The sequence below is a fragment of the Roseibium suaedae genome (assembly GCF_900142725.1).
GTDB classification, from domain to species: Bacteria; Pseudomonadota; Alphaproteobacteria; order Rhizobiales; family Stappiaceae; genus Roseibium; species Roseibium suaedae.
The window spans coordinates 424,737-444,971 of record NZ_FRBW01000002.1 but is presented as its reverse complement, the minus strand read 5'-3'; the positions used below and the strand labels follow the sequence as shown (position 1 = coordinate 444,971).

Annotated in this window: 19 protein-coding genes; 13 read left to right on the top strand and 6 right to left on the bottom strand. The window is 60.4% G+C overall.

All coding sequences use genetic code 11. From position 1 onward, the window contains the following. Positions 1-279: 279 nt before the first annotated feature. The 8 genes from BUA94_RS09135 (at position 280) to BUA94_RS09100 (ending at position 7,224) form a co-directional block, all read left to right on the top strand. Positions 280-1,212, top strand: a complete 933-nt coding sequence (locus tag BUA94_RS09135) for an ABC transporter permease subunit (RefSeq protein WP_073012110.1) — start codon at positions 280-282, stop codon at positions 1,210-1,212. Between the two features lies 1 nt (position 1,213). Next, positions 1,214-2,545, top strand: a complete 1,332-nt coding sequence (gene livM, locus BUA94_RS09130; protein ID WP_073012107.1) for a high-affinity branched-chain amino acid ABC transporter permease LivM — start codon at positions 1,214-1,216, stop codon at positions 2,543-2,545. Next, positions 2,542-3,387, top strand: coding sequence for an ABC transporter ATP-binding protein (locus BUA94_RS09125; protein WP_073012104.1), 846 nt, complete (start codon positions 2,542-2,544; stop codon positions 3,385-3,387). Before livM ends, BUA94_RS09125 begins: the two co-directional genes overlap by 4 nt. Further along, the gene (locus BUA94_RS09120; protein ID WP_073012101.1) at positions 3,384-4,115 is read left to right on the top strand and encodes an ABC transporter ATP-binding protein; all 732 of its coding nucleotides are present in this window, start codon (positions 3,384-3,386) and stop codon (positions 4,113-4,115) included. The genes BUA94_RS09125 and BUA94_RS09120 overlap by 4 nt, the downstream gene beginning before the upstream one ends. Before the next feature lie 110 nt (positions 4,116-4,225). Continuing rightward, the gene (locus tag BUA94_RS09115; protein WP_073012098.1) at positions 4,226-4,594 is read left to right on the top strand and encodes a DUF6867 family protein; all 369 of its coding nucleotides are present in this window, start codon (positions 4,226-4,228) and stop codon (positions 4,592-4,594) included. Between the two features lie 174 nt (positions 4,595-4,768). Continuing rightward, entirely contained in the window at positions 4,769-5,869 is a 1,101-nt protein-coding gene (locus tag BUA94_RS09110; RefSeq protein WP_073013772.1) for a branched-chain amino acid ABC transporter substrate-binding protein, read from the top strand. A 270-nt stretch (positions 5,870-6,139) separates the two neighbouring features. Further along, the gene (locus BUA94_RS09105) at positions 6,140-6,568 is read left to right on the top strand and encodes a VOC family protein (protein ID WP_235860509.1); all 429 of its coding nucleotides are present in this window, start codon (positions 6,140-6,142) and stop codon (positions 6,566-6,568) included. Positions 6,569-6,711: 143 nt separating this feature from the next. Then, positions 6,712-7,224, top strand: coding sequence for a L,D-transpeptidase (locus BUA94_RS09100; protein WP_073012095.1), 513 nt, complete (start codon positions 6,712-6,714; stop codon positions 7,222-7,224). 440 nt (positions 7,225-7,664) lie between these two features. Here BUA94_RS09100 and BUA94_RS09095 read toward each other — a convergent pair whose 3' ends face one another. Together BUA94_RS09095 and BUA94_RS09090 are read right to left on the bottom strand one after the other, a co-directional pair. Beyond that, positions 7,665-8,888: a vWA domain-containing protein gene (locus BUA94_RS09095; protein ID WP_073012092.1), complete on the bottom strand. Its 1,224-nt coding sequence runs from the start codon at positions 8,886-8,888 to the stop codon at positions 7,665-7,667. Between the two features lie 130 nt (positions 8,889-9,018). Beyond that, entirely contained in the window at positions 9,019-9,972 is a 954-nt protein-coding gene (locus BUA94_RS09090) for an AAA family ATPase (RefSeq protein WP_208980033.1), read from the bottom strand. A gap of 305 nt (positions 9,973-10,277) precedes the next feature. Here BUA94_RS09090 and BUA94_RS09085 point away from each other — a divergent pair, with 305 nt between their 5' ends. Both BUA94_RS09085 and BUA94_RS09080 read left to right on the top strand, forming a co-directional pair. Beyond that, a complete protein-coding gene (locus tag BUA94_RS09085) occupies positions 10,278-10,649 on the top strand; it encodes a c-type cytochrome (RefSeq protein ID WP_235860507.1) in 372 nt (123 codons plus the stop codon). A 138-nt stretch (positions 10,650-10,787) separates the two neighbouring features. Further along, positions 10,788-11,060: an usg protein gene (locus tag BUA94_RS09080; protein ID WP_073012089.1), complete on the top strand. Its 273-nt coding sequence runs from the start codon at positions 10,788-10,790 to the stop codon at positions 11,058-11,060. Between the two features lie 24 nt (positions 11,061-11,084). Here BUA94_RS09080 and BUA94_RS09075 read toward each other — a convergent pair whose 3' ends face one another. Both BUA94_RS09075 and BUA94_RS09070 read right to left on the bottom strand, forming a co-directional pair. Next, complete coding sequence (locus tag BUA94_RS09075; protein WP_084081891.1) at positions 11,085-11,918, bottom strand: tRNA1(Val) (adenine(37)-N6)-methyltransferase; 834 nt, start codon at positions 11,916-11,918, stop codon at positions 11,085-11,087. 12 nt (positions 11,919-11,930) lie between these two features. After that, positions 11,931-12,173: a putative signal transducing protein gene (locus tag BUA94_RS09070; protein ID WP_073012083.1), complete on the bottom strand. Its 243-nt coding sequence runs from the start codon at positions 12,171-12,173 to the stop codon at positions 11,931-11,933. Positions 12,174-12,338: 165 nt separating this feature from the next. Between BUA94_RS09070 and BUA94_RS09065 the strand changes: the two genes are divergently transcribed. Then, positions 12,339-13,355 carry a polyprenyl synthetase family protein gene (locus tag BUA94_RS09065; protein ID WP_073013768.1) on the top strand — a complete coding sequence of 339 codons (1,017 nt, stop codon included), beginning with the start codon at positions 12,339-12,341 and terminating at the stop codon, positions 13,353-13,355. A 32-nt stretch (positions 13,356-13,387) separates the two neighbouring features. On the opposite strand, the gene BUA94_RS09060 is transcribed toward BUA94_RS09065, so the two are convergent. Together BUA94_RS09060 and BUA94_RS09055 are read right to left on the bottom strand one after the other, a co-directional pair. Further along, entirely contained in the window at positions 13,388-14,272 is an 885-nt protein-coding gene (locus BUA94_RS09060; RefSeq protein ID WP_073012080.1) for a 4-(cytidine 5'-diphospho)-2-C-methyl-D-erythritol kinase, read from the bottom strand. A gap of 18 nt (positions 14,273-14,290) precedes the next feature. Continuing rightward, positions 14,291-16,093, bottom strand: coding sequence for a tetratricopeptide repeat protein (locus BUA94_RS09055; RefSeq protein ID WP_084081889.1), 1,803 nt, complete (start codon positions 16,091-16,093; stop codon positions 14,291-14,293). Between the two features lie 453 nt (positions 16,094-16,546). On the opposite strand from BUA94_RS09055, the gene ppdK reads away from it, so the two are divergent. Beyond that, entirely contained in the window at positions 16,547-19,213 is a 2,667-nt protein-coding gene (gene ppdK / locus BUA94_RS09050) for a pyruvate, phosphate dikinase (RefSeq protein ID WP_073013766.1), read from the top strand. A 53-nt stretch (positions 19,214-19,266) separates the two neighbouring features. Next, entirely contained in the window at positions 19,267-20,217 is a 951-nt protein-coding gene (locus BUA94_RS09045) for an ArgK/MeaB family GTPase (protein WP_073012077.1), read from the top strand. Positions 20,218-20,235 lie beyond the last annotated feature (18 nt).

Here is a 20,235-nt window from a genome sequence, read left to right as displayed (position 1 = left end):
TTATATCCCTGTCTGGTCAAATGTCAGAGGCTTTCGACTATCATGCTCCGGTTTAAGGAACCGTTCGAGCGAAGGTCGAAAGGTGGGTGGCCAGTAATTTCCGGTACGGAAAAATTTTCCCATAATTTGCCACAAGAGAAAATTCTTGTTTTTATTCGTGGCAGTTCGAAGAGGGAATTGTCTCAAAAGCGTGGTCTTGCTACCACTTTTTTCAATGTGCAAAAATGCACTCTGACAACAAAGAGATGGCTTGAGCCTTCCGGGGGTCTGAACAACGACATGGAATACTTCTTACAACAGCTCATCAACGGGGTGACGCTAGGGTCGATCTATGGCCTTATCGCCATCGGCTACACGATGGTGTACGGCATCATCGGTATGATCAACTTCGCCCATGGCGATATTTTCATGGTCGGCGCATTCATATCGCTGATCCTGATCGTCGCTCTCGGTGTGACGGCGTCGATGCCGCTGGCGCTTCTGATCCTCGCACTCATCGCGATCCTGATCGTGTCCATGGCCCTGACATCTGTCTGGGGCTGGACGGTTGAACGGATCGCCTACCGGCCTCTGCGCGGTTCTTTCCGCCTGGCGCCGCTGATCACGGCCATCGGCGCTTCGATCGTTCTGCAGAACTTCGTCCAGATTTCGCAAGGCGCCCGCAACAAGCCGCTGCAGCCGCTCATCCCGGGTGGTTTCACCTTGAGTGATGGTTCTGGTGACAGCGGGTTCGTGGTGCAGCTGTCCTATTCGCAGATCCTGATCATCGTGGTGACCACGGTTCTGATGATCGGCTTTACCACCTTGATCAACAAGACCTCGCTTGGCCGCGCCCAGCGTTCCTGCGAGCAGGACCGCAAGATGGCGTCGCTGCTGGGTATCAACGTGGACCGGACGATTTCACTGACCTTCGTCATGGGTGCATCGCTCGCCTCCGTCGCTGGCTTGATGTTCCTGATCTATTATGGCGTGATCGACTTCTACATCGGCTTCCTTGCCGGTGTGAAGGCCTTCACCGCAGCCGTTCTGGGCGGCATCGGCTCTCTGCCGGGCGCCATGCTTGGCGGCTTGCTGATCGGCCTGATCGAGACCTTCTGGTCCGGTTACTTCTCGGTCGAATACAAGGACGTTGCGGCGTTCTCCATCCTTGCCATCGTTCTGATCTTCATGCCCGAAGGTCTGCTCGGCAAGCCGGAAGTGGAGAAGGTCTGATATGAGCGCGCAAAGCGAAAGCCGGTTCGTGTCCGCCGTCAAGGACTCGGTCGCCGGGGGACTTATTGCACTGGCGCTCTTCTCCCTCATGCTCGGCATGAAGGCGGAAGTGGCCAGCGGCATGGGTGGTCAGCTCGGTATCGAATACCGCTGGGGTGCCGTGGCCATTGCGGTGGCCATCGTCTTCTTCGGCCGTCTGCTCTTGAACCTGTTTGTCTGGAAGTCCGACAAGCCGGTTACGGGCATCATGTCGGGCATGATGCCGAAGGCCAGCAGCTTTTCCGGCCTTGGCAAGTTCGCCATGCCGGTCTTCCTGGTCCTTGCTGTGGTCCTGCCGTTCCTGCTGATGAGCTACTACGGGGCTTCCGGGTCCCGCCGGTATCTCGACCTCGCCATCCTGGTGACAACCTATGTCATGCTGGGCTGGGGCCTGAACATCGTGGTGGGCCTTGCCGGTCTGCTTGACTTGGGTTACGTGGCCTTCTATGCGGTCGGCGCCTATTCCTACGCGCTGCTGGCCCATTATTTCGGTCTGTCATTCTGGATCTGCCTGCCGCTGGCCGGCATTCTGGCCGCACTCTGGGGCATCATGCTGGGCTTCCCGGTCCTGCGCCTGCGCGGTGACTACCTGGCCATCGTGACGCTCGCCTTCGGGGAAATCATCCGTGTGGTTCTGTTGAACTGGTATGATTTTACCGGTGGTCCGGATGGTATTTCCGGCATTCCGCGGCCGAGCTTCTTCGGTCTGGAGTTCGAGCGCGGCGACGATGGCTTTGCTGCCTTCTTCGGACTGGACTACAGCTCGATCCACCGCATCATCTTCCTCTACTATCTCATCCTTGCCATGGCGCTCGTGACGAATTTCGTGACCATGCGTCTGCGCAAGCTGCCGGTTGGCCGGGCCTGGGAGGCCCTGCGTGAAGACGAGATCGCCTGCCGGTCCCTGGGCATCAACACCACCAACACCAAGCTGACCGCCTTCGCGCTCGGTGCAATGTTCGGCGGGTTTGCCGGGTCGTTCTTTGCCACCCGTCAGGGCTTCATCTCTCCGGAAAGCTTCACCTTCATGGAATCCGCGGTCATTCTGGCCATCGTGGTTCTGGGCGGTCTGGGCAGCCAGATCGGCGTGGTGATTGCTGCTGTCGTCATGATCGGCGGCTTCGAGCTGATCCGTGAATTTGCCGAGTACCGCATGCTGGTCTTCGGTCTGCTGATGGTCGGTATCATGGTGTGGAAGCCGCGCGGACTTATCTCCACGCGCACACCGTCGATTTCACTTTCAGGCAAGGCCAAGGGCATCAGTGCCGATCTCGTGCAGGAGGGCCATGGATGAGCTCCTGGACCAACAACCCCATCCTTACGATCGAACATCTGACCATGCGCTTTGGTGGCCTGGTCGCGATCGGAGACTTGTCGTTCAACGTCGGGCGCGGTGACATTACCGCCCTGATCGGCCCGAACGGGGCCGGCAAGACGACCGTGTTCAACTGCGTCACCGGCTTCTACAAGCCGACGGAAGGGCGGATTGTCATGCACCGCGCCAACAAGGAGGAATATCTCCTTGAGCGGATGCCCGACTTCAAGATCTCGGCAAAGGCCAAGGTCGCCCGTACCTTCCAGAACATCCGCCTGTTCGGCGGGATGACCCTGCTGGAAAACCTCATGGTCGCCCAGCACAATCCCCTCATGGTGGCCTCCGGCTTCACCATCGGCGGTGTCCTTGGCCTGTCCTCCTTCCACAAGGCGGAAAAGGAAGCCGTGGATCGCGCCCGTTTCTGGCTGGACCGGATCGGTCTTCTGGAGCGTGCGGATGCCCCGGCTGCAGATCTTCCCTACGGCGATCAGCGCCGTCTGGAGATTGCCCGGGCCATGTGCTCCGGTCCCGAGCTTCTGTGCCTGGACGAGCCTGCCGCTGGTCTGAACCCGAAGGAGAGCAGCGAACTCAATGCGCTGCTTCAGTATATTCGTGCGGAGCAGGGGACTTCGATCCTCCTGATCGAGCATGACATGAGCGTTGTGATGGAAATTTCCGACCACGTTGTGGTGCTCGATTACGGTGAGAAGATCTCCGACGGCACCCCGGATGAAGTGAAGAACGATCCCAAGGTGATCGCGGCCTATCTGGGCGTTCCGGATGAGGAAGTCGATCAGGTGGAACAGGAGGTCGGCCTATGAGCGCCTCCCAGCCGCTGCTCGACGTGCGCAACGTCGAGACCCACTATGGCAAGATCATCGCCCTGAGAGGGGTGGATCTGACTGTCAACGAGGGCGAGATCGTCACCCTGATCGGTGCCAATGGTGCTGGCAAGTCGACCCTGATGATGACCATCTGCGGCTCGCCTCAGGCAAGCTCCGGCTCCATCTTCTATGATGGCGAGGACATCACCCGGTTGCCGACCCACCTGATCATGCGCAAGTCGATTGCGCAGTCGCCGGAAGGCCGGCGGATTTTCCCGCGTATGAGCGTGCTGGAAAACCTGATCATGGGAGCGGAGACTGCGGGCAACAAGGATGTCGAAGAGAGCCTGAAGAAGGCCTATGACCTCTTCCCGCGCCTGAAGGAACGCCGCAATCAGCGTGGCGGAACTCTTTCTGGCGGTGAGCAGCAGATGCTGGCCATTGCCCGGGCTCTGATGTCCAAACCGCGGCTCCTCCTTCTGGATGAGCCGTCCCTCGGGCTTGCGCCCCTGATCGTGAAGCAGATCTTTGACGCGATCCGTGACCTGAACCGGACAGACGGTCTTACTGTCTTCCTCGTCGAGCAGAATGCCTATCATGCCTTGAAGCTGGCCCACCGCGGCTATGTCATGGTCAATGGCAAGATCACCATGTCCGGCACGGGCAAGGAGCTTCTGGCGAGAGACGACGTCAAGGCTGCTTACCTGGAAGGCGGCGGACACTAGGTCGGCAGGCATCTGGCCCGTCGTGGCCGGATGCCCGAAAGCTGATCGGTTTCAAAGTGGTGGAGCAGCTTGCGTCCTGGAGAAGGGGCAGGTTGCTCCCGGAGGGTCAAATGGGAATTCTATACGCATCAAACCTGCTGGTGTTCATCATCCTGCTCTGCATTCTGGGCGGCGGCGCTGCCTGGATGACCGGTCGGGCTGTTGCAAGCACCTGGCGTCCTCTGCTGACGCTGTTCTGGTTTGTCTTCATTCTGACGCTGGGCGTGCGCTTCCTGAGCTTCGCCCTGTTCGGTGAACCGCTGCTGTCCCTGCAGTATCTGATCGTCGATTACGCCGTTCTGGCACTGATCGGCTATGCGGGATGGCGCTTCACGCGGGCCAGCCAGATGACCACGCAGTATGTGTGGCTTTACGAAAAAACACATCCTTTCGGATGGCGCTTGCGGGAAGGGCGGGAAGACCGCTACCCTGCAAGCTAAACTATTACCAGCGGGGCGGTTTTCGCCTCGATGGGGAACCGGCTGGAAGGCGTGTGACCAAAAAAACAAGAGGCACGCCGGAAAGTCACCGGGAGGCATGATGCCTCCAGGCGGGGTCACCTCCGTCAAATCAAGTGGTCCAGTATCATTTCCTGGAACCAGGGGAGTTACATGATGAAGAAGTATCTTTTGGCAGGCGTTGCGGCTGTTGCTGGCATGGCAATGTCCGGTGCAGCTCTGGCTGACATCGTTATCGCGACCGCAGGTCCGATGACCGGCCAGTACGCGTCCTTCGGTGCACAGATGAAGGCCGGTGCTGAGCAGGCCGTGGCTGACATCAACGCTGCCGGTGGTGTGAATGGCGAGAAGCTGGTTCTGGAAGTGGGCGATGACGCTTGCGACCCGAAGCAGGCTGTTGCTGTCGCCAACCAGATGGTCGGCAAGGGCGTGGTCTTCATGGCCGGCCACTTCTGCTCGGGTTCCTCCATCCCGGCCAGCGCCGTCTACTCGGAAGAAGGCATCATTCAGATTTCTCCGGCTTCGACCAACCCGAAGTTCACCGATGAGCGTCCGGGACCGGGCATCTTCCGCGTTTGCGGCCGTGATGACCAGCAGGGTCAGGTCGCAGGCACGTTCCTGGCGACCGAGTTCAAGGACAAGAACATCGCCATCATCCAGGACAAGACCGCTTATGGTAAGGGTCTGGCTGACGCGACCAAGGAAGTCATGAACGGCCTTGGCAAGACCGAAGCTCTGTACGAAGCCTACACCGCTGGTGAAAAGGACTACACGGCTCTGGTTTCCAAGCTGAAGTCCGAAAACATCGACGTTGTCTATGTCGGCGGCTACCACACGGAAGCTGGCCTCATCAAGCGTCAGATGGTTGACCAGGGTATGAGCACCATTCTCGTTTCCGGTGACGCTCTCGTGACCGACGAGTACTGGTCCATCACCGGCCCGGCCGGCGAAGGCACCCTGATGACCTTCTCCCCGGATCCGCGCAAGAACGCAGAAGCAAAGCCGGTCGTAGAAGCCCTGGAAAAGGCTGGCAAGACCGCTGAAGGCTATGCGCTCTACACCTACGCAGCGATCCAGGCTTGGGCTGATGCCGTCAAGGCAGCCGGTTCCACCGACTATGAAGCTGTGACCAAGGCTCTCGATGCTGGCGAGTTCGACACCGTTCTCGGCAAGCTGTCCTTCGACGACAAGGGCGACGTGACCCTGCCGGGTTATGTCTGGTACGCTTGGCACGACGGCAAGTACGACTACAAATAAGCCGTACAGTCTCTGATGTGGGCCCTAAGCCCGCAGGACGCCCGCCCGGAGCAATCCGGGCGGGTTTTCTTTTGGACAAAAGGATCGTATCGGCGCTCCGCCGCTTTTCCTTGGCCAGACCCTCGCGTGAAGTTCTAGGGTGTGCCGGTTTAGAAAATTGAGAAATACGATTGAGAGCAGCAGATGACAGGTTCAACTTCCGCACCACATTTTGAAAGCAGGGAGACGCTGGCGTCTTCCAATGGCATTCAAGGTGTCTATGAAACCCATTTGCCGGTTCGCGACCTGAAGGTTTCTATCGCGTTTTATCGGGATGTTCTGGGGCTGGAACTCGCGGCAGAGATTCCGGAGCGCAAGATCGCGTTCTTCTGGGTCGGGGACAAGCGGACAGGTATGCTCGGGCTGTGGGAGTACGGTACGGCCCCCTTGTTCATGACCTTACATTTCGCCTTCAGGACGGCGCGCGAGGCGGTTTTGAGCGCCTGTGAAAAGCTGCAGACGGCAGGCATTCAGCCGCTCAGTATCAAGAACCAACCTATATCAGAGCCTGAAGTGATCGGTTGGATGCCTGCGGTCGTGGTCTATTTCAAGGATCCGGATGGGCATACAATCGAGTTCTTGAATCTGCTTGATGGCGAGCCGGACAAGGCATTCGGTGTTCAGCCCTATTCTGCCTGGGTAGGCAGGACGGCAACGTGACTTGATTAAGTGGCCGAAGGAAGGGCTTGCCGACTGGTTGCTCTGGCCGCGGAGGTTAACCAACTCTTAAGAAACAGGCATGGGCCGTCTTTTGACCGCTTGAGCATGACGCTAGATTTCTCCTGATATTGGAGAAGTTTGTCATGCGGTTTGGTTCCCTGTTTTTATGCGTTTTTGTCTGTCTTGCAGCCGTTTCGGCTAGCCGGGATCTCGCTGCTGCAGAGCTTGTCGGCTTTCAGGCTCGTGATTTCCAGCCCGGTACCATCGTGATCAAGAACTCCGAGCGCAGGCTCTATCTGGTGCTCGGCCGTGGCCAGGCGATCCGCTACAAGATTGCCGTCGGCAAGAACGGCAAGTCCTGGACGGGCCCGGCCTTCATCACGGGCAAGTATGTCCGGCCGGATTGGTCGCCCTCTGAGGAGGTGCAGCGTGACCATCCCAATCTGCCGAAGCTGATCAAGGGCGGTGCTGCGAACAATCCGATGGGCGTTGCGGCGATGACCCTGTCCAATGGCAACTATGCCATCCATGGCACCAACCGTCCGAACTCGATCGGTAGGGCGGCGTCCTACGGCTGCATCCGCATGGCCAACGCTGATATCAGCGACCTGTTCCAGCGGGTGGGCTTGCGCACGCCGGTGGTCGCACTTCCCTGATTTTGACCTGGGACCAGGTGCCGCATTCTAAATTCGAAAAATCGAAACTATGTTGGGATCAGTCGGTGTCCTGGCAAGGATCAGGTGCGCCGGAGATCCCCGCCAGTTCCCTGTGCCCCAACAGGTGACTGGCGGGGGTAATTTATCGCGTGCGAGTCACTTGTGCTGGATTCAATTGCGCTGGAGTCAATCGCAAGGGAGTCGCTTGTGGCCGACTCTGTCGTTGTGATGGGTGGTGCCGGGATCTGTTTCCGGGAGTCATTTCCGGATCTTAGTCCAGATACTTGAACCATTTTCGGGCAAGTGTCTGTTCCAGATCAATGTTCCGGTCTCTGCAAAACTGCAGGAGATGAGCCAAGAGATCTGCGGCTTCGTCTGCGCGGGCATTGGCAAGCGCCTCGGCAGTTTGCGATTGGAGGATCGGCTGGCGGACCTGGTGCTCAGGCTAGCCAGGTTCTGGGATCGCTGGAGACTGAAGACGGGCTCGGGGCACCGGAAAGGGCAGCCACAAGATCCGCCACCGCATTCAGCGAATGGGCAGAGCGGAACTCGTCCACATGGGGCAGCATCGCCCGGATGCCCTTTGCCTTGGCCTGGAAGCCGTCATAACGCAGCAAGGGGTTCAGCCAGATCAGCCGGCGGCAAGAGCGGTGTAGCCGGTCCATCTCCCGCTCAAGGTCCTCGTCCGTGTCCCGTTCCAGGCCATCGGTGATCAGGAGCACAGTCGGATTGCCGGAAAGCACCCGGCGCGACCAGACCCGGTTGAACTCCCGAAGGGCTGTCGCGATCCTCGTGCCGCCGGACCAGTCTTCCACGCCCGCACTGCAGGCTTCCAGCGCCTCATCCGGATCCTTCATGCGCAGTTGCCGCGTGACGTTGGTCAGCCTCGTGCCGAACAGGAAGGTGTGAACGTCGCGCCTCTCAGCGGTGGCTGCATGCAGGAAATGCAGCAGCAGGCGGGTATACTGGCTCATGGAGCCGGAGATGTCGCAAAGGGCGACAAGGGGCGGGCGCTTCTCGACCGGCTTGCGGAACTTCAGATCGATCATCGCGCCGCCGGTGCGCATGGAAGCCCGCAATGTGCGCCTCGGGTCCATCCGGCCCTTGTGGGCGGGCGCCAGGCGCCGCTGGCGGACAAGGTCCATGGTCAGGTGCATGGACTTCAAAGCCCGCTTGGCCTCATCCACCTCGAGCGCGGACATCTGGGCAAAGTCCTTGGCCTGCAGCAGTTCCTTGCCGGAGACAGTGAAGGTGGCATCCACCTCGATCTGCGGTTTGGTCTCGTTGCCCATCCGCTCCTTGGCTGCGTGAAAGGCATCGGAAACACGGGTCTGACCTGCTTTGGGTTTTTCCGGCGCGCCCCGGGGCGGGGCGACGGGAGACAGGATCGCCAGCATCTTCTCGATCAGGCCCCGGCTCTGCCAGTAGATCCGGAAGGCTTCGTCAAAGAGAACACGGTGCTCGCGCTTGTGAACGAAGACGGCGTGAAGCGTCCAGTAGAGGTCTTCCCGGTTTCGGATGCCCGCGACTTCCACCGCCCGAACGGCATCCACCACCGAGGCTGGTCCCGCCGGGACGCCCGCCTTGCGCAGGGTGCGGGCGAAATGAACGATGTTGTCGACGATCTTGCCGCCCGGCACGGGAAGGGTCTCAGCATCCGTCATACATGGCCTCCAACCGTATCGCAGGATGGGCTGCTTGCACCGCCATTTCGCATTCAGGAAGCTCGCCAAAAGCAAGCAGAGACGGCGAGAGAGCCGGAAAACGGTAACTGCTGAACGCTGTTATCATGTCTCAGATCGCAGGCATGGAGGTCTTCGGGGTGGGGTCGGACTTGCGGATATCCTCGACCATCTTGCGCACCTTGGAGCCGCGCACGCGCTCGATGTCGTCCTGGTATTTCAGCAGAACACCGAGCGTGTCGGAGGCCATGTCCGGATCGAGGGCGATCTCGTTGAGCTCGCTGAGAGCCGTGGCCCAGTCGAGTGTCTCGGCCACACCCGGCTGCTTGAAGAGATCCTCTTCGGTCCGAAGTTTCTGGACGAAGGCGACGATCTCTTCGCTGAGCCTCTGGGAGGCACCCGGAACCTTCCGGCGGACGATTTCCAGTTCCCGGGCGGCATCCGGGTAATCAACCCAGTGATAGAGGCAGCGGCGCTTCAGGGCGTCATGGATCTCGCGGGTCCGGTTGGTGGTGATGATGACAATCGGTGGTTCGGCAGCCTTGATCGTGCCAAGCTCCGGAATGGTCACCTGATTGTCGGAAAGGACCTCGAGCAGAAAGGCCTCGAAGGCTTCGTCTGCCCGGTCCAGTTCGTCGATCAGCAGCACGGGCGCACCGCCCGCATGGGGCTGGAGCGCTTGAAGAACCGGCCGCTTGATCAGGAAGCGGTCGTCGAAGATCGAGCGGGAGAGTTCGTCGTGTCCTGTGTCACCGGCAGCTTCCGCCACGCGGATCTCCACCATCTGCGCCGGATAGTTCCACTCATAGACGGCGGAAGCGATATCCAGACCCTCGTAGCATTGCAGACGGATCAGATCCCGGCCGAGGGTCTGTGAAAGAACCTTAGCGATCTCCGTCTTGCCGACGCCGGCTTCCCCTTCCAGGAACAGCGGGCGTTTCATTCTGAGTGCCAGATGCAGAACGGTGGACAGCGACCGGTCTGCGACATAGCCGGCGCTCTCCAGAAGGGCAAAGGTGTCGTCGATGGAACCGGGGAGGGACGTCGCTGTCATCGTTTCTGTCATCGTCTCTGTCTTTGTCGCTGGCTTCGTCCCCGCTCGGAGGCAGGACGCTTTCGGCGGGCTGTTTTGGACTGTCTTCCAGACACAATATAGGCAGCAATCGGAAGATGACACAGGGACAGAAGGCGGATGTCCCGCGCCTGTGCAGATTTTGTCTCAGGACTGCAGCAGAATGACAGGGGCGGCGTCCTGCCGGGCGCTTCTGAGGCGAAAAGCAGACGTCTGCGGTTGTCTTGCCAAAACGTAGAGCCACGTATGGTCCCTGGAGCCCGGTTCCTGTAAGACAAAGGCCGGATAGGGAGAGACATATGATGAAATCAGGCACTTACGCGGTGCTGTCGGCCGCTTTTTTCGCCGGACTTGCCTTGCTTGGCGCAGCCATTGCGCAGGAAAGCGACTACCCGAATGATCCGGCAAGCCTGGCAATTGGCAGAACCATTGCCGAGGAAAACTGCGCTTCCTGCCATGCCATCGGCCCGGAAGGGGAGAGCCCCAATGCGGAGGCGCCGGCTTTTCGCGATCTGTCGCAGCGCTATCCGATTTCCGATCTGGAGGAGAGTCTGGCCGAAGGCATCGTGACCGGCCACAACGACATGCCGGAATTCGTGCTTCAGCCGGACAACATCAATCAGTTCCTGGGCTACCTGAGTTCCATTCAGGTGCAGAAGGACAAGAACTGATTGCAAGAACAGGCTTGGCAGCACTCACATTCCTGTGCTGCTAAGTCATTGATATAAATACCTTAATTGAAATTATTCCATAGTTTGCTAAGCTTTGATTCGTGATGGATCCTTCCCATTGGCGAAAGCGAGGCAGACATGAAAGCTGGTTCGGACTTTGAAAAGCGCTTCCTGGGGTACGGTCTTCTGACCGCGGAAATTTTCTACCGTCTCCCCGACCACCCAGCCCTCCTGCAAATGTTTCTCTGGCAAACCGAAGACAAGGCACCGGGCTTTCCGGAGCTGAAGCGGTTTCTCGGCTTCTGGGAACGGGAAATCGAAGGCCCGATTCACCGGGTCCGCATCGCCCACCAGGCCCTCATCACGCCGGTCGACTATCGTTTCGCGAATGGCGAGATCGTGATGCATTGACCGCAGGGATGGGGGAACGTCCCCTTATCTGCGGGCTGTTATCCCGAGGCCCGCGCCATCGCGCATGACGGTGCGGGCTTGCGGTGTGAACTGGGAGCCATCGTCCTCGTGCAGGACAAAGCCGGGCAGCAGTTGCAGCGGCGCATTGCTGGCCCGGACGGCCCTGAGCAGAATGCGGGTGGCCGGAGCATCAGCGCGCGGACGCAGCGGAATAATGTCGATGGCGCCGAACCGGCCCTGAATGACATCGAGAATTTCTCTCAAGCCATCGGCCCGGAAGATCACCGTCAGGCTGCCGCCTTCCTTGAGGACATCCGTTGCGGTCTTGACCCAGGGCTCAAGCCCCCGTTCATCCAGCATGTGGGCCCCGGCACGGGCCTCTGCAGGCGAGGCCCGGAAGCGGGAGGCGTCATAGTAGGGCGGGTTCATGATCACGTGATCGGCCATGCCGGAGGTCAGGCCAGCTTCCCGGCGCAAGGTTCCCTTGGCGGTCACATCTGCCTCCAGAACCTTGACCCGGCTGGAGAAGGCCCCGTTGGCGGGATCCTCCAGAGCGGTACGCGCAAGGGCCAGGACCAGGGGATCCACATCGACGAGCGTGACGGTGACGGCTTCCAGCCGTGCTGCCGCGCAAAGACCGGCCGTGCCGACGCCGGATCCGAGGTCCACCACATGTCCACGGGTGCCTTCGGGCAGGGCTGCGGCCAGATAGACCGCATCCATTCCAGCCCTGTGACGCCCCTTGGCGGGCTGATGGACATAGACCTTGCCGCCCAGGAAGGCATCGTGAGTTGTTTCCATGCGGGGCGCGGCCTGAGCCGCACAGCCGGACGTGTTCTCGGATAGGGCTGACGTCATGGCGAACAGGTCTCAGAAAGCTGACTGGGGGCGCTGCGGCCGCAGCTCATGCGCAAGGCCGGCTTCCTCTGCCAGTCTCCGGGCCTGGATGAGCTGATCACTGTCGACCATCACCCGGCGCTGAAGCAGACCAATGGATCCTTCCAGCACACTCATGTTGCCGTCTGCGACAAAATGCACAATCCCGGCTTCTTCCAGAAGAGATTCCAGGAAAGAAATCAGGACGGGGTCGTTGGTTCTGACCAGTTCTTCCATCGGCCCTCTCGCTAAATTTGCCACTGACTGGCTCAATTCCAGGTCATTACTGTGTCAAAATGGCTAGGTAGAGCCAATTCAACGGTTTGTCCACGGATTGCGGCCTTGCCCAAGCTTAGCTTGCGCCATATTGTCCGCTCAACAAAAAACGCAGGAGTCTCCTTGGTGGCCTTGGTCGCATCCGTTTCGGACAACAAGCAAATTCAGCCATCCATCCAGTCACTGGTCGAACTGGTGACCGGGGGCATGGAAGAGGTCAATCAGATCATTCTTGCCAAAGCCGGGTCGAATGTGGAGCTGATCCCCGAGATCGCGAAGCATCTGATCTCCTCCGGCGGCAAGCGGTTGCGTCCCATGCTGACGCTCGCCTGTGCGGACATGTTCGGCTATCAGGGCACGGGCCATGTGGTTCTGGCGGCCAGCGTCGAGTTCATGCACACGGCGACCCTGCTGCATGACGATGTGGTCGACGAAAGCGACATGCGCCGTGGCAAGCTGGCGGCTCGCAAGCTCTGGGGTAACCAGGCCAGCGTTCTGGTCGGTGACTACCTCCTCGGCCAGGCCTTCAAGATGATGGTGGACGTTGGCTCGCTGGAAGCGCTGCGCATCCTGTCGGAAGCCTCCGCGATCATTGCCGAGGGCGAAGTTCTGCAGCTGGGTGCAGCCAAGAACATCCTGACTTCGGAAGAAGATTATCTGCGCGTCATTGACGCCAAGACAGCTGCTCTCTTTGCGGCTGCTGCCGAAGTCGGTCCGGTGATCGCTGACCAGAGCGCCGAGATGAAAGCCGCCGCACGGGCCTATGGCCGCGAGCTTGGCCTGGCATTCCAGCTCGTTGACGATGCACTGGACTACGGCGGCTCCAGCGCGGATCTCGGCAAGCAGATCGGCGATGATTTCCGGGAAGGCAAGATCACCCTGCCGATCGTTCTGGCCGTGGAGCGCGGCTCTGATGACGACCGGGCTTTCTGGAAGCGCTGCCTGGAAGAGGGCAAGATCGAGGATGGCGATCTGGATGCCGCGATCGAGCGCCTGCGCAAGGTGGATGCGATTGCCGACACCGTGCAGCGCGCCCGCGACTATGGCGCAAATGCCCTGAAGGCTCTGGAGAAGCTTCCGGCTGGTCCGCACAATGATGCGCTGGCCGAAGCGGTTGCCTTCTGCATTTCCCGCGTCAGCTGATCCAGCCGGAGCGCCGGAAAAGAGGCCGGGACCTATTGGATCCTGTTTGAAGAAGCCACCCACCAGTCTGGGTGGCTTTTTTCTATGTCCGCTGCGATCCGGGCTGCGTCGTGGGGCCGGCAGAGCGCGAAGCAGGTGGCGCCGGAGCCGGACATGCGGCTCAGGAGACTGCCTTTCTCTGCCTTGAGTGCAGCAAGAACGTCCGTGATGGGCGGGCAGAGGGTCTCGGCCGCAGCCTGCATGTCGTTCCGGCACGGCTCAAGCCAGCTTGCCAGGGCTTCGCAGGTCTCGAACCTGTCCGGGAACGCGGGCAGGGGTGGATTGTCGCGCCGGGTCAGGGATTTGAAGATCGCGGGCGTTGAGACTTCCCGCAAGGGATTGACCAGTACGATCCCGGTGACCGGAAGGCTTGGGACAGGGTGCAGCTCTTCGCCGATGCCGGACATGCGCACAGCCTTCTGATCCAGGCAGACCGGAACATCCGCACCGAGAGACAGGGCAAGTTTCAGAAGCTGGTCACGCGTCAGGTCGAGGCCCAGGGCACGGGGGACAAGCCGCAGGGCGGCTGCAGCATCGGTAGATCCGCCACCAATGCCGGAAGCAACGGGTAGCGACTTTTCAAGTTCAATACCCATAGGAAGAGGCGGGACGCCGCAAGCGCTGGTGAGTGCTTCGATGGCGCGCAGGACCAGATTGTCAGGGCCTGCCGGTTGAAGCTCCGGTCCGAACCGCCCACTCAGAGCGAGCGAGCGAGGCCGTGTGTCCGGGAGAAGGCGCAGCCGGTCACCGATCTCGGGAAACACCACAAGCGAATCCAGAAGATGGTAGCCATCCGCGCGGCGGCCGGTGATGTGGAGGGCAAGGTTGACCTTGGCGCGGGCGAATTCGCCCGCATCCCCGTCGGTGTCCAGCTGCATGAGCCTGCCTGTCAGAAATCAGCCGCCGTTTTTCTTCGGCTGAACCTTGGCTTCATCTGTGGCCGGTGTTTCCGGCATGCCGTTTTCGATTTTGTCGAGAATCTTCGGCAGTTCTTCCGGTTCCGGATCCAGATCGCGGGCATGGTTCCACTGGAAGCGGGCTTCCAGACGGCGGCCAACCTTCCAGTAGGCATCGCCGAGGTGATCATTGATCACCGGATCTGCCGGGCGCAGTTCGATTGCTCGCTCAAGCTCGGTCACAGCCTCCTCGAAGCGGTCGAGCCGGTAATAGACCCAGCCCAGACTGTCGACGATGTAACCGTCGGTCGGGCGAAGGTCGACCGCCTTCTGGATCATGCCCAGAGCCTCATCCAGCTTCATGCCACGGTCGACAAGGGAGTAGCCCAGATAGTTCAGCACCAGGGGCTGGTCCGGATAAAGCTCAAGCGCTTTGCGCAGGTCTTCCTCTGCCCCATCCCAGGTCTTCATCCGCTCCCGGCAGATGCCGCGGAAATAGAACAGCAGCCAATGGTCCTGGGTGAGATCGGCAATCCGGTTGATGCCTTCCGAATAGACCTTCTCGGCTTCCTCGAACCGCTTGTGCGTGCGCAGAACATTGCCCAGCGAAATTACCGCTTCCTGCTCGTTCGGATCCGCGTCGATCAGCTTCTGCAGATGGGCCTGTGCCTCTTCCACCTTTTCCATGGTGTTGTAGTTTAGGCCGATCTGGATTTCCGCTTCCCGCTTCAGGGGGGAGTCCGCAGGCACCTTCATGAGGGCTTCGACAGCCCGGTCCGGCTGCTTCATGCGCTCGAACATGCTGCCAAGGGCAACGGCGGCGAACTCGGCCTTCGGATCAAGATGCAGTGACAGCTGCAGCATCGCGGTGGAAAGCTCTTCCGCGCCATCACGGCCGATGGCCGAGCCCAGACCATAGAGGATCTCGGCAAAGCCGGCGGCTGGGCTGGAAACCAGTGCGGGCAGCTTTTCGCCCTTCTCGATCTTCTCGCGGGTCGCCGTCAGCAGCGGATGGCCATTGAGCAGCTTGTCATATTCGTTGATGACCTTGAGGGCCTGGTCCTTCTTGCCGGACTGGACCAGCAGGCGGGCATAGGCATCCACCACACGGACGGCACCGCGGTCCTCTTCATAGGCTTTCTCGATCTCGGCGAGAGCGCCGGGCACGTCGCCCGAAGCATAGAGAATGAGGCTGGCGTGGGTCGACTTGAACACCTTGAACCAGTCTGGTCCCTTGAGGTCGTTCAGTGTCTTGACCGCTTCCTTGGTCCGGCCTGCCCCCTGAAGGGCCCAGGCGCGGGCAACGCCGGTCAGGATTTCGGCAACCGGGCCTGCCTGAGACTGGGGCATGACAATCAGGGCACGCTCGTACTTGCCCTTGAGAATGTCATCGCTGCCGCGGCTCAGCTTGGAGAGAAAATTGCCTGCGCCAACCCGGTCCATCTCTTCGGCAAGCGCAATGGCTTCGTCCACATCGCCATTGGCGAGGCGCAGCACAAAGGCGCGCTCAAGCAACTGGTTGTTGTCCGGATCGACCGAGAGCGTCTCCTGGAAGAAGGCCGCCGCCGAGGCAAAGTCCAGTTCGCCGCCAGCCAGAAGACCGGCCAGATAGCTGCCGGACAGCGTGATGGGCAGGTCGTCGGGGGTGCCATGGGTTACCTTGTCGTCTGCCTTGGTCTCGGCCAGGGCAGGCTGCAGCAGCGCAAGGGCAGTCACCGCGCTCAGTGCGGCCCGGCGCAGGGTTCTGCCTGTCAGGGCGCGGCCGGATACGGACTTCAAGAAAGCGCTGGTTAGCTCGTTCATGTCACCTCACATGCGTCGGTCGTCATTGTTCGACCTTATCCTTTTTCTCGCCTGACAATGGCCTCTTTAAGGCTTGGCGGCAAGGAATTCGGGGGAAACATGGTCTGTTCCGTCGGGATCGCTGCCCAGACGGCGGTCAATGGCGCTGCCGCAGCCAGGAAGAGCAGCAGCAGGGCAGTAGAATGGGTGGCAAAGAGGCGCAGTTACCGTTCGTTCCGGGAAGATCATGTACAGGCATTTGCTGATCCTGATTCTCCAAGTGACTGGTCTTTCAGCTCTATCTGCTGAACCAGCGGCAAGGTTGGCCTGCTTGCTGTGCTCAGTCACCTACAGGTTTGAAACGATTTAGACCAAAAAACTACTTGTAACGCTGGGGAGCGCATAGCAGGAATGTGCGGTGCAATAATGCCGCGGGAGATGGCATGTGACGAGCATGCCGGGATGGAGATGAGCATGACCAAATGGGTTTACACCTTTGGGAATGGCAGTGCGGACGGCGCTGCGAACCTGAAGAACCTGTTGGGAGGGAAGGGGGCCAACCTGGCCGAGATGAGCAATCTCGGACTGCCGGTACCGCCCGGTTTCACGATCACCACCGAAGTCTGCACCTGGTATTACGAGCACGAACATTCCTATCCGGAAGAACTGGCCGCACAGGTCAAGGCCGCGCTTGCCGATATCGGTAGTGTCACGGGCCGGATCTTCGGCGATGCCTCTCATCCGCTGCTTCTGTCTGTCCGCTCCGGTGCGCGTGTTTCCATGCCCGGCATGATGGACACGGTTCTGAACCTCGGCCTCAACGATGAGACCGTGCGGGCCATTGGCGAGAGCGCTGGCGACATGCGCTTTGCCTATGACAGCTACCGCCGGTTCATTCAGATGTACTCGGATGTGGTTCTCGGGGTGGATCACAGCGAGTTCGAGGAGCTGATCGAGGATCACAAGGACCAGAACGAACTGGCGCTCGACACGGAAATCACGGCGGAGAGCTGGGTCGGCCTGATCGAGAAGTTCAAGGAACTGGTCGAGCGGGAGTTGGGCAAGCCCTTCCCGCAGGACCCGCAGGAACAGCTTTGGGGTGCCATCGGTGCCGTGTTCGGCTCCTGGATGACGGCCCGTGCGCAGACCTACCGCCGCCTTCATGACATTCCCGCCACCTGGGGCACTGCCGTCAACGTGCAGGCCATGGTGTTCGGCAATATGGGCGAGACTTCCGCCACCGGCGTTGCCTTCACCCGCAACCCTTCGACCGGGGAAAAGACGCTTTATGGCGAATTCCTTGTGAATGCGCAGGGGGAAGATGTTGTGGCGGGCATCCGCACGCCTCAGGACATTACCGAAAAGGCCCGGATCGAAGCCGGTTCGACCCGTCCTTCGCTGGAAAACCTGATGCCCGAGTGCTTCACCGAGTTTCAGGCGATCTGTGACAAGCTGGAATCCCATTACCGGGACATGCAGGATCTCGAGTTCACCATCGAACAGGGCAAGCTGTGGATGCTGCAGACCCGTTCCGGCAAGCGGACGGCAAAGGCTGCGCTAAAGATCGCGGTGGACATGGCTGCCGAAGGTCTTCTGACCGAGGAAGAGGCCGTGATGCGGGTGGAGCCTGCTGCTCTCGACCAGCTTCTGCATCCGACCATCGATCCGAAAGCCCAGCGGGATGTGATCGCAACCGGCCTGCCTGCCTCGCCGGGAGCGGCCTGTGGCGCAATTGTCTTCAACTCGGACGATGCGGAAGAGGCAAAGGCGGCCGGACAGAAGGTCATTCTGGTCCGGATCGAAACCAGCCCGGAAGACATTCACGGCATGCATGCCGCAGAAGGCATCCTGACCAGCCGGGGCGGCATGACTTCTCACGCGGCCGTCGTGGCCCGTGGCATGGGCAAGCCCTGTGTCTCTGGCGCGGGCATGGTGCGGATCGACTATCGCAACGCCACGCTCATGGCAGGAGGAAGAACCTTCAAGAAGGGTGATGTGGTCACCATTGATGGCGCAAGCGGGCAGGTGCTCGCCGGTGAAGTTGCCATGCTTCAGCCTGCGCTGTCGGGCGATTTCGGCACCCTGATGGGCTGGGCCGACAAGGTCCGCCGCATGAAGGTGCGCACCAACGCGGAAACCCCGAACGACGCCAAGGCCGCCCGGGACTTCGGTGCCGAGGGGATCGGCCTTTGCCGTACGGAGCATATGTTCTTCGATGGCGAGCGGATCGTGTCTGTGCGTGAAATGATACTGGCGGATACGGAAGCGGGCCGCCGTGCTGCGCTCGCCAAGCTTCTGCCGATGCAGCGTCAGGACTTCACCGATCTTTTCGAAATCATGAAGGGTCTGCCGGTCACGATCCGTCTGCTGGATCCGCCCTTGCATGAGTTCCTGCCGCATTCGGACGAGGAAGTCGCGGAAGTGGCCGCAGCCATGGGCGTTCCGGCGGAAAAACTGCGCGAACGGTCCATGACGCTTAGTGAGTTCAACCCGATGCTTGGTCATCGCGGCTGCCGTCTGCTTGTCTCCTATCCGGAGATTGCGGAAATGCAGGCACGGGCGATCTTCGAGGCTGCTGTCGAGGCAGGCAAGCGGACCGGGGCGCCGGTCGTGCCGGAAATCATGGTGCCCCTGGTCGGCCTGAAAGGCGAATTGGATCTGGTTCGTGGCGTGATCGAGCGCACCGCCGAAGCCGTGAAGAGCGAGACAGGTGCCGACCTGACCTATCAGATCGGCACCATGGTCGAGTTGCCACGCGCTGCCCTGCAGGCAGCGGAAATCGCCAAGTCGGCCGAGTTCTTCTCCTTCGGCACCAACGACCTGACGCAGACCACCTTCGGCATCTCGCGCGATGACGCGTCGTCCTTCCTTGGGACCTATCAGGCCAAGGGATTGATCGAGCAGGATCCGTTTGTCTCGCTCGATCAGGATGGCGTGGGGGAACTGGTCAAGATCGGTGCGGAGCGTGGCCGGTCCACGCGTCCGGACATCAAGCTTGGCATTTGCGGTGAACATGGCGGCGATCCGGCATCGATCCACTTCTGCGAGACGGTCGGGCTCAACTACGTGTCCTGTTCGCCGTTCCGTGTGCCGATCGCCCGCCTTGCTGCGGCACAGGCGGCACTAAAGGCGCGGGCCTGAGCCATGAATGGCGCTGAGAGAAAAGGCGCCGGGGTTCTGGCGGGAGTAGGGCCATGCTAGGCCCTGCTCCCGACCTTGCTACCATCCGGCAGGGCGGCAAGCTCGCCCTGTCGCGCATGCTCACCCGCCTTGAGGTGGCGGCCAATGATCCCGGGATCGCTGCGTTTCTCGACAGGGCCTGCGCTGAAGATGCGGGGCATGTGCTCGGCTTGACCGGGCCTCCTGGCGTCGGCAAGTCGACCTTGACTGATGCCTTGATCCGGCAGGCGCGGGCTGCCGGGCAAACCGTTTCCGTCCTCGCCATTGATCCGTCCTCGAAGCGCACCCATGGCGCGCTGCTCGGGGACCGGACCCGCTTGACCAATGACCCTGACGATCAGGGAATTTTCGTCCGTTCCATGGCTGCACGGGACCGTTTGGGCGGGCTCTCGGATCAGGCGATTGCGGCCATTGCCCTGCTGCGGGCCGTAACGGATCTGGTGATCGTGGAATCGGTTGGGATCGGCCAGTCCGAAGGGGATCTGGTTGAAGCTTGTGACACGCTGGTTCTGTGCATTCAGCCAGGTTCTGGCGACAGTCTTCAATTCATGAAGGCCGGTATCATGGAGCTGCCAGACATCGCCGCCGTGACCAAGGCGGATATGGGAGCCATGTCCCGCCGTGCCGCCTCCGATGCGCTGGGCGCCCTTTCTCTAGGCCGCCGCGAGGGGAAGGGCTGGAAGGTTCCGGTCTGCGAGATTTCTGCCAGAACCGGGCAGGGGATCGAGGAACTCGTGGCTGAAGTCGCCCGCCACAAGGAGCATTTGATGCTGTCTGGCGGAAGAGCATTCAAAAGGGCCGCGCAGCAGGCTCATTGGCTTGAAGATATGATCCGGGTCCGCTTTGGCACCGCAGGACTGGCTGCGGTCAGAGACGGCATGACTGGCAGAGAAAGCGCAGAAAAGCCGTTCTCAACTTATCTCAAGCTAGCCGGAAAATTGGAAACGGCTCTACAGAAGATCTGATCTTCGTGAACGGTATAA